This window comes from Actinoplanes sp. NPDC026623 (assembly GCF_040638275.1).
Taxonomy (GTDB): Bacteria; Actinomycetota; Actinomycetes; order Mycobacteriales; family Micromonosporaceae; genus Actinoplanes.
This window is the reverse complement of record NZ_JBEZXZ010000301.1, coordinates 1-7,411: the sequence shown is the minus strand read 5'-3', so window position 1 is coordinate 7,411 and position 7,411 is coordinate 1. Positions and strand designations below refer to the sequence as shown.

Below are 7,411 nucleotides of genomic sequence, written 5' to 3'. Positions count from 1 at the left end.
GCGACGGCGCCGACGTGATCGCCCTCGACCTGCCGGCCGCCGGCGACGCGCTGGCCGGGGTCGCCAACGACGTGCGCGGCCGGGCCCTGCAGCTCGACCTGGCCGCGCCGGGCGCCGCCGAGCGGCTCGCCGCCCACCTCGGCGGCGGCGTCGACGTGGTGGTGCACAACGCCGGCATCACCCGCGACAAGACGCTCGCCCGGATGGACGCCGCGCGGTGGGACTCGGTGCTGGACATCAACCTGTCCAGCCAGGAACGGATCAACGACGCGCTGCTGGAGCACGGGCTGATCGGCGAGGGCGGCCGGATCGTCGCGGTGTCCTCGATCGCCGGCATCGCCGGCAACCGGGGGCAGACCAACTACGCCACCTCCAAGGCCGGCGTGATCGGCCTGGTGCGGTCGGCCGCGCCGGTGCTGGCCGAACGCGGGATCACCATCAACGCGGTCGCGCCGGGGTTCATCGAGACCGCGATGACCGCCAGGATCCCGGTCCTGCTGCGCGAGGCCGGCCGCCGGATGAACAGCATGTCGCAGGGCGGCCTGCCGATCGACGTGGCGGAGACGATCGCCTGGTTCGCCTCGCCGGGCTCCGGCACGGTCTCCGGCAACGTGGTCCGGGTCTGCGGCCAGAGCCTGCTGGGTGCGTGACGAGCGTGCAGGGCGCCCGGACCGCGCTCGCGCTGCTCCCCCGGCGCCGCCCCGCGACGCTGCCCGGCCGGGAGCCGGCCGGGCGGACGGTGACGGTGGACCGCGAGCACCTCGCCCGGTACGACCGGGTGTGCGGCTTCCGGCTCACCGACACGCTGCCGGCCACCTACCCGCACGTCCTCGCCTTCCCCCTCGCCCTGCGCCTGATGTCGGCACCGGACTTCCCGCTGCCGCTGGCCGGGCTGGTGCACGTCGCCAACCGGATCACCGTGCTCCGGCCGATCGACGCCGGCACCCCGCTCGACCACACCGTGCACGCGGCCGACCTGCGGCCGCACCACCGCGGACGGCAGTTCGACATCGTCGCCACGGTCGTCGCGGACGGGGTGCAGGCCTGGCGCGGCGTGTCCACGTACCTGTGCAGGGAACGCCGGGGCGAGCGCCGCGACCCGGGCGGGCAACCGGAACGGCCGGCCGCCTCCGCGCGCTGGACGGTCCCGCCCCGGGTCGGCACCGACTACGCGGCCGTCTCCGGCGACCACAACCCGATACACACCTCGCGGCTGGGCGCGCGGCTGTTCGGCTTCCCGCGGCCGATCGCGCACGGCATGTGGAGCGAGGCGCGGTGCCTCGCGGCGCTCGAGGGCCGGCTGCCCGAGCGCTACAGCGTGGACGTGGCCTTCCGGCTGCCGATCCTGCTGCCCGCGGCGGTGGCCTTCACCGCGACGCCGGCCGGCACGGGGTGGGACTTCACGCTGCGTTCGGCCGGCGGCGACCGGGTGCATCTGACCGGCTCGACCACCGCGCCACATTGATACACCCCTTGCGGGCCCACCTACGTGTCCGTAGCGTTACCGGCGAGTAATAACTCTACGAACCGCCGGGAGGCGTGGTCTGCCATGGAGTTCTGGCTCGACCTGAATGACGAGCAGCGCGAACTGCGCGAGTGGGTGCACGGCTTCGCCGAGGGCGTCGTCCGGCCCGCCGCCGCGGAGTGGGACGAGCGCGAGGAGACACCCTGGCCGGTGATCCAGGAGGCCGCGAAGATCGGCCTCTACGGATTCGAATTTCTCGCCAACACCTGGTCCGATCCGACCGGCCTCTCGCTGCCGCTGGCCAACGAGGAGCTGTTCTGGGGCGACGGCGGCATCGCCATGGCGATCTCCGGCACCTCGCTCGCGGTCGCCGCGATCTACGGCTCGGGCACGCCGGACCAGCTCGTCGAGTGGGTGCCGCAGTGCTTCGGCGACGCCGCCGACCCGCTGCTGGGCGCGTTCTGCACCACCGAGCCGGAGGCCGGCTCCGACGTCGGCGCGATCCGCACCCGGGCCGTCTACGACGAGGCCAAGGACGAGTGGGTCCTCGACGGGCAGAAGGCGTACGCCACCAACGGCGGCATCGCCAACGTCCACGTGGTCACCGCCTCGATCGACCCGGAGCTCGGCTCGCGCGGCCAGGCCGCCTTCATCGTCCCGCCCGGCACCCCGGGCCTGGCCGGCACCAGGAAGCTCAAGAAGCTCGGCCTGCGGGCCTCGCACACCGCCGACGTCTTCCTCGACGGCGTGCGGGTGCCCGGGAGCTGCCTGCTCGGCGGCAAGGAGGCGCTCGACGAGCGGCTGGCCCGGGCCCGGACGGGGCAGCGGGCGAGCCGGCAGGCCGCCATGCGCACGTTCGAGCTGTCCCGTCCGGCGGTCGGCGCCCAGGCGATCGGCATCGCCCGCGCCGCCTACGAGTACGCCCTCGAGTACGCCAGGACCCGCGTGCAGTTCGGCCGGCCGATCATCGAGAACCAGGCGATCGCGTTCGCCCTCGCGGACATGCGTACCGAGATCGACGCCGCGCGGCTGCTGGTCTGGCGGGCCGCCTGGATGGGCCGCAACGACCGGCCGTTCACGGCGGGCGAGGGCTCGATGTCGAAGCTGAAGGCCGGCGAGGTGGCCGTCGCGACCACCGAGAAGGCGGTGCAGATCCTCGGCGGCGCGGGCTACCTGCGCGAACACCCGGTCGAGCGGATGTACCGCGACGCCAAGATCTACACCATCTTCGAGGGCACGTCCGAGATCCAGCGGCTGGTCATCTCCCGGGCGATCTCCGGCATGCCGATCCGCTGAGCCAATGTGAGGTGCCACCGGCATGGCCGTACCGTTCCTGCTCGCGACCCTGGCCCGGCGGGGACTGCTGCGCCCCGCCCCGCCGGCCGGCCTGGTCCGGCAGTTCGCCGCGCTGCGCCGGTGGGGCTTCGGCCTCGCCGGTGAGCTCCGGCAGGCCGCCGCCCGCGACCCGGACAGGCTCGCCGTCGTCGACGAACACGGCGGCCTGACCTACCGCGAGCTGCTGGAGCGGGCCGAGCGGCTGGCACTCGCCCTGCGCGCGGCGGCCGGCGTCGAGCCCGGCGACCGGGTCGGGCTGCTCTGCCGCAACTCGGTGGGCATGATCGAGATTCTGGTCGCGGTCACCTCGCTCGGCGCCGACCCGGTGCTGATCAACACCGGGCTGTCCGGGCCGCAGCTCGCCGCCGTCGCCCGCGACCAGCGGCTCCGGACGCTGATCCACGACGACGAGTTCGCGCTGCCCGACGGCATCGACGGCATCGGCGAGACCCGGCTCGGGGAGCTGATCGCCGGGGCCCCGGGCGGCGAGCTGAGGCCGCCGGCCCGCGAGGGGCGCACGATCGTGCTGACCTCCGGCACCACCGGCGTGCCCAAGGGCGCCCTGCGGCGTACGCCGGGCGGGTTCGGCCCGCTGTGCTCGATCATCGACCGGATCCCGCTGTGCGCCGGCGAGCGGGTACTGATCGCCGCGCCGCTGTTCCACACCTGGGGCTACGCCGGGCTGCAGATCGCGCTGGCCCTGCGGGCCACCGTCGTGCTGCGCCGCCGGTTCGAGCCGGCCGCGGCACAGGCCGCGCTGGTGAGCCACGAGTGCACCGCAATGATCGCCGTCCCGGTCATGCTGCAGCAGCTGATGGAGCTGCTGCCGGCCGGGCCGCGGCCGCCGCTGCGGGTGGTGGCGGTCAGCGGATCCGCCCTGCCCGGCGGGCTGGCCACCCGCTTCATGGACCGCTACGGCGACGTCCTCTACAACCTGTACGGCTCCACCGAGGTCTCCTGGGCGTCGATCGCCACCCCCGCCGACCTGCGGGCCGCGCCGAACACGGCCGGCCGCCCGCCGCGCGGCACCCGGGTCGCGGTGCTCGACGCGGCCGGCCGGCCGGCACCGGCCGGCGCCGCCGGGCGGCTGTTCGTCGGCAACGAGATGCTCTTCGAGGGCTACACCAACGGCAACTCCCGGGAGCTGCGCGACGGCCTGCTGGCCACCGGCGACCTCGGCCACCTGGACGCGGCCGGCCGGGTCTTCGTCGACGGCCGCGAGGACGACATGATCGTGTCGGGCGGCGAGAACGTCTTCCCGTCCGAGGTCGAGAACCTGCTCGCCGACCTTCCCCAGGTCCGCGAGGCGGCCGTGATCGGGGTCGCCGACGCCGAGTACGGCCACCGGCTGGCCGCCTACCTGGTGATCAACCCTGGCGAGGCACTCACCTCGGAGCAGGTCCGCGAGCACGTGCGCCGGCACCGGGCGCGCTTCTGCGTGCCGCGCGACGTGGTGTTCCTGGCGGCGCTGCCGCGCAACGCCACCGGCAAGGTGCTGACCCGCGACCTGCCCAGGGCCTGACGGTATCGTCGGGTTCGTCGCCGCGTACGCGGGGCAAAAAAATCTTTGAGAAAACTTTGGACGGACCTGTCGATCGGGGCCGGACCGTTTCGTAGCCCTGGTGAGACACCGGCACCGAGCCGGCGCACAGACCTTCCGGAGGCCACGATGACCACCACCGCCGACACCGCCGCCCCGACCACCACGACCCGCCCCGCCGGCTCGAGCATCGGCGTGCTGACCGCGACCGGCTTCGCCGCCGCCGCCGTCGCGAGCATCGCCACCATGTCCGTCGCCGCCGCCGGTCATGCCGCGGGGATCAGCCTCGACGTGAGCGGCGCCCCGATCCCGATCGGCGGGTTCGGCACGCTGACGGCGGTGTTCTCGCTGGTCGGCCTGGTCCTGGCGGCGGTGCTGTCCCGCACGGCCCGGCACCCGCGGCGCGCGTTCCTGCGCACCACGGTGATCCTGACCGTCCTGTCGCTGGTCCCGGACGCGATCGCGGATGCCGCGCCGGCCACCAAGGCGCTGCTGATGCTCACCCACCTGGTCGCCGCCGCGATCGTCATCCCGGCCGTCGGGCGCCGCCTGGCGAAGTGACCCGCACCATCTCACCGTCGAGTAACCGGAGGATCGTCATGAAGCAGTACATGCTGGCCGTGCACAGCGTCGAGGGAGCGCCGGCCAGGTCGGACGAGGACACCCAGATCGCGTACGCGCAGACAGACAAGATCAACAGTGAGCTGCAGGCCGCCGGCGCCTGGGTCTTCGGCGGGGGCCTGCTGCCGGCGGAGAGCGCCACAGTGGTCCGGGTCGACAAGGGCACGACCACCATGACCGACGGGCCGTTCGCCGAGACGAAGGAGCAGCTCGGTGGCTTCTGGGTGATCCGGTGCGCGGACCTCGACCAGGCGCTGGCCTGGGCCGAGAAGTGCGCCGTGGCCTGCATGGAGCCGGTCGAGGTGCGGCCCTTCGACGGGGAGCCCGAGAACTGAGCGTGAGCCGTTTTCCCGCCGTCGACCTCGGACGCGTCTACCGCGCGGAGTACGGCCGCTGCGTCGCCACCCTGGTCCGCCTCCTCGGCGACATCAACCTCGCCGAGGAGGCGGTCCAGGACGCGTTCGCGGTGGCCGTGGAGAAGTGGGAGGTCCTGCCGCCCAACCCGGGCGCCTGGATCGTGACCACCGCCCGCAACCGGGCCGTCGACCGGCTCCGCCGCGAGTCGACCCGCGAGGCCCGGCACGCACAGGCCCTGCTGCTGTATCAACAGGACCAGCCCCAGGAGGTGGGACCGGTGAAGGACGACCAGCTCCGGCTCATCTTCACCTGCTGCCACCCGGCGCTCGCCCCCGACGCGCGGACCGCGCTCACGCTGCGCCTGCTCGCCGGGCTCGAGGTGCCGGAGATCGCCCGGGCGTACCTGGTGCCGGAGCCGACGATCGCGCAGCGGATCGTGCGCGCCAAGAAGAAGATCCGCGACGCCCACATCCCCTACCGGGTGCCCGGCGCCGCGGAGCTGCCGGACCGGCTGCCGCCCGTGCTGACCGTGCTCTACCTGATGTTCAACGAGGGCTACTCGGCCACCACCGGGCAGCTGATCCGAACCGGACTGTGCCAGGAGGCGATCCGGCTCGCCCGCGAGCTCGCCGCGCTGATGCCCGACGAGTACGAGGCTCTCGGTCTGCTCGCCCTGCTGCTGCTGACCGAGGCGCGCCGCCCGGCCCGGCTCGGCCCGGCCGGCGAGCTGGTGCTGCTCGCGGATCAGGACCGGTCGCTGTGGAACCGGGCGCTCATCGCCGAGGGCCACGACCTGGTGCGCCGGTGCCTGCGGCGGGACCGGCCGGGCCCGTACCAGATCCAGGCGGCGATCAACGCCGTGCACACCGACGGGGACGCGACCGACTGGCCGCAGGTGCTGGCGCTCTACGACCAGTTGTGGGCGCTGCTGCCGACGCCGGTCGTCGCGCTCAACCGCGCGGTCGCCGTCGCCGAGGTGCACGGGCCGGCGGTGGCGCTCGCCGTGCTGGACGACGTGGAGCTTCCGGGCTACCACCTGCTGCCCGCCACCCGGGCCGACCTGCTGGTCCGGCTCGGACGCGAGGCCGAGGCCGCGGCCGCCTACGACGAGGCGATCGCCCTGGTCGGCACCGAGACCGAGCGCGCCTTCCTGCGGAAGCGCCGGAAAGGCCTCGACCGACCCGCTCGATGAACAATGTGTCGCCCCGGTCCGCTCCCGCAGCGGCCCGGGGCTTCCTGCCGCCCACCGGCGGCGACACCGATGACATCGTCACCCGCCGATCGGGTATCACCGCGAATCGGGAAAACCCCCAGCTAGAACGTACGCGGCGACGGACCGCGCACGTCGGCGTGTGCCCTTGTGCTGCGCAGAATTGATCCAGGGTTCCTCGCCGAGGTCACTGCGTTGAGCGGCTGTCACGAGGGGGCGCTGATGAACGAGGACGACGGCATCGGCAGACGAATCCGACGATATAGGCGCTCACGGGGGTTGAGTCTCGATCAGGCGGCCGGGCTGGCCGGCATCAGTAAGCCGTACCTGTCCCGATTGGAGCGCGGCGAGCGCTCGCTCAACTCCCGGGCGCTGCTGGACAGGATCTCCTCCGCGCTGCAGGTGCCGGTTCCGGACCTGACCGATCAGCCGTACGCCGCGCGCGCCGGGCCGCTCCTGGTGGTCCCGCCCGGGGTGCACGAGACCCGGCTCGCGCTGCTCGACCCGAGCGGCCCGGCCCGGCCCGAGGCGGAGATCGACGCCGGCGTCGACGGCCTCGACCTGCTGATGAACTCCTGCGACCCGATCCGCCAGGCGCGGGTGGTTCCGGACCTGCTGCGCTGGACCCAGCAGAGCGCCCTGACGCTGGGCACGCCGGCGGCGTACGAGCGGGTTGTCCTGGCCGCGTACGCGGCGGTGTTCCTGATGCGCAATCTCGGCGAATCCGACCTGGCCTGGATGGCCGCCGAGCGGATGCGGGCGGCGGCGGAGCGGACCGGCGACCTGGCGACGCTCGGCTTCGCGGCGTACGCGCAGGCTCATGCGCTGGTAACGGCGGGGGCGCCGCACCGGGCCCGGGAGGCGGCGCGGCAGGTGGCGCCCG

8 protein-coding genes are annotated in these 7,411 nt (G+C 73.7%); all 8 read left to right on the top strand.

Annotation, left to right across the window (positions count from 1 at the left end):
* On the top strand, positions 1 to 650 hold a 650-nt coding region (locus AB0F10_RS42835), incomplete at its 5' end, for an SDR family oxidoreductase (RefSeq protein ID WP_360639568.1).
* On the top strand, positions 623 to 1,465 hold the full coding sequence (locus tag AB0F10_RS42830; protein WP_360639571.1) for a MaoC/PaaZ C-terminal domain-containing protein: 843 nt from the start codon (positions 623 to 625) through the stop codon (positions 1,463 to 1,465). The genes AB0F10_RS42835 and AB0F10_RS42830, both read left to right, overlap by 28 nt.
* Before the next feature lie 84 nt (positions 1,466 to 1,549).
* Positions 1,550 to 2,761 carry an acyl-CoA dehydrogenase family protein gene (locus AB0F10_RS42825; protein WP_360639565.1) on the top strand — a complete coding sequence of 404 codons (1,212 nt, stop codon included), beginning with the start codon at positions 1,550 to 1,552 and terminating at the stop codon, positions 2,759 to 2,761.
* Between the two features lie 22 nt (positions 2,762 to 2,783).
* On the top strand, positions 2,784 to 4,322 hold the full coding sequence (locus AB0F10_RS42820) for an AMP-binding protein (protein WP_360639562.1): 1,539 nt from the start codon (positions 2,784 to 2,786) through the stop codon (positions 4,320 to 4,322).
* 147 nt (positions 4,323 to 4,469) lie between these two features.
* A complete protein-coding gene (locus AB0F10_RS42815) occupies positions 4,470 to 4,901 on the top strand; it encodes a DUF6069 family protein (protein WP_360639559.1) in 432 nt (143 codons plus the stop codon).
* Positions 4,902 to 4,939: 38 nt separating this feature from the next.
* Positions 4,940 to 5,296 carry a YciI family protein gene (locus AB0F10_RS42810; RefSeq protein WP_360639556.1) on the top strand — a complete coding sequence of 119 codons (357 nt, stop codon included), beginning with the start codon at positions 4,940 to 4,942 and terminating at the stop codon, positions 5,294 to 5,296.
* Positions 5,297 to 5,298: 2 nt separating this feature from the next.
* Positions 5,299 to 6,510, top strand: coding sequence for a sigma-70 family RNA polymerase sigma factor (locus AB0F10_RS42805; RefSeq protein ID WP_360639553.1), 1,212 nt, complete (start codon positions 5,299 to 5,301; stop codon positions 6,508 to 6,510).
* Positions 6,511 to 6,807: 297 nt separating this feature from the next.
* A partial coding sequence (locus tag AB0F10_RS42800) for a helix-turn-helix transcriptional regulator (RefSeq protein WP_360639550.1) occupies positions 6,808 to 7,411 on the top strand: 604 nt, incomplete at its 3' end.

Excerpts from the sequence above, each read along its gene's own strand:
- AB0F10_RS42825 (WP_360639565.1), top strand. The coding sequence starts at position 1,550 with ATGGAGTTCTGGCTCGACCTGAATGACGAGCAGCGCGAACTGCGCGAG.
- AB0F10_RS42820 (WP_360639562.1), top strand. The coding sequence starts at position 2,784 with ATGGCCGTACCGTTCCTGCTCGCGACCCTGGCCCGGCGGGGACTGCTG.
- AB0F10_RS42815 (WP_360639559.1), top strand. The coding sequence starts at position 4,470 with ATGACCACCACCGCCGACACCGCCGCCCCGACCACCACGACCCGCCCC.
- AB0F10_RS42810 (WP_360639556.1), top strand. The coding sequence starts at position 4,940 with ATGAAGCAGTACATGCTGGCCGTGCACAGCGTCGAGGGAGCGCCGGCC.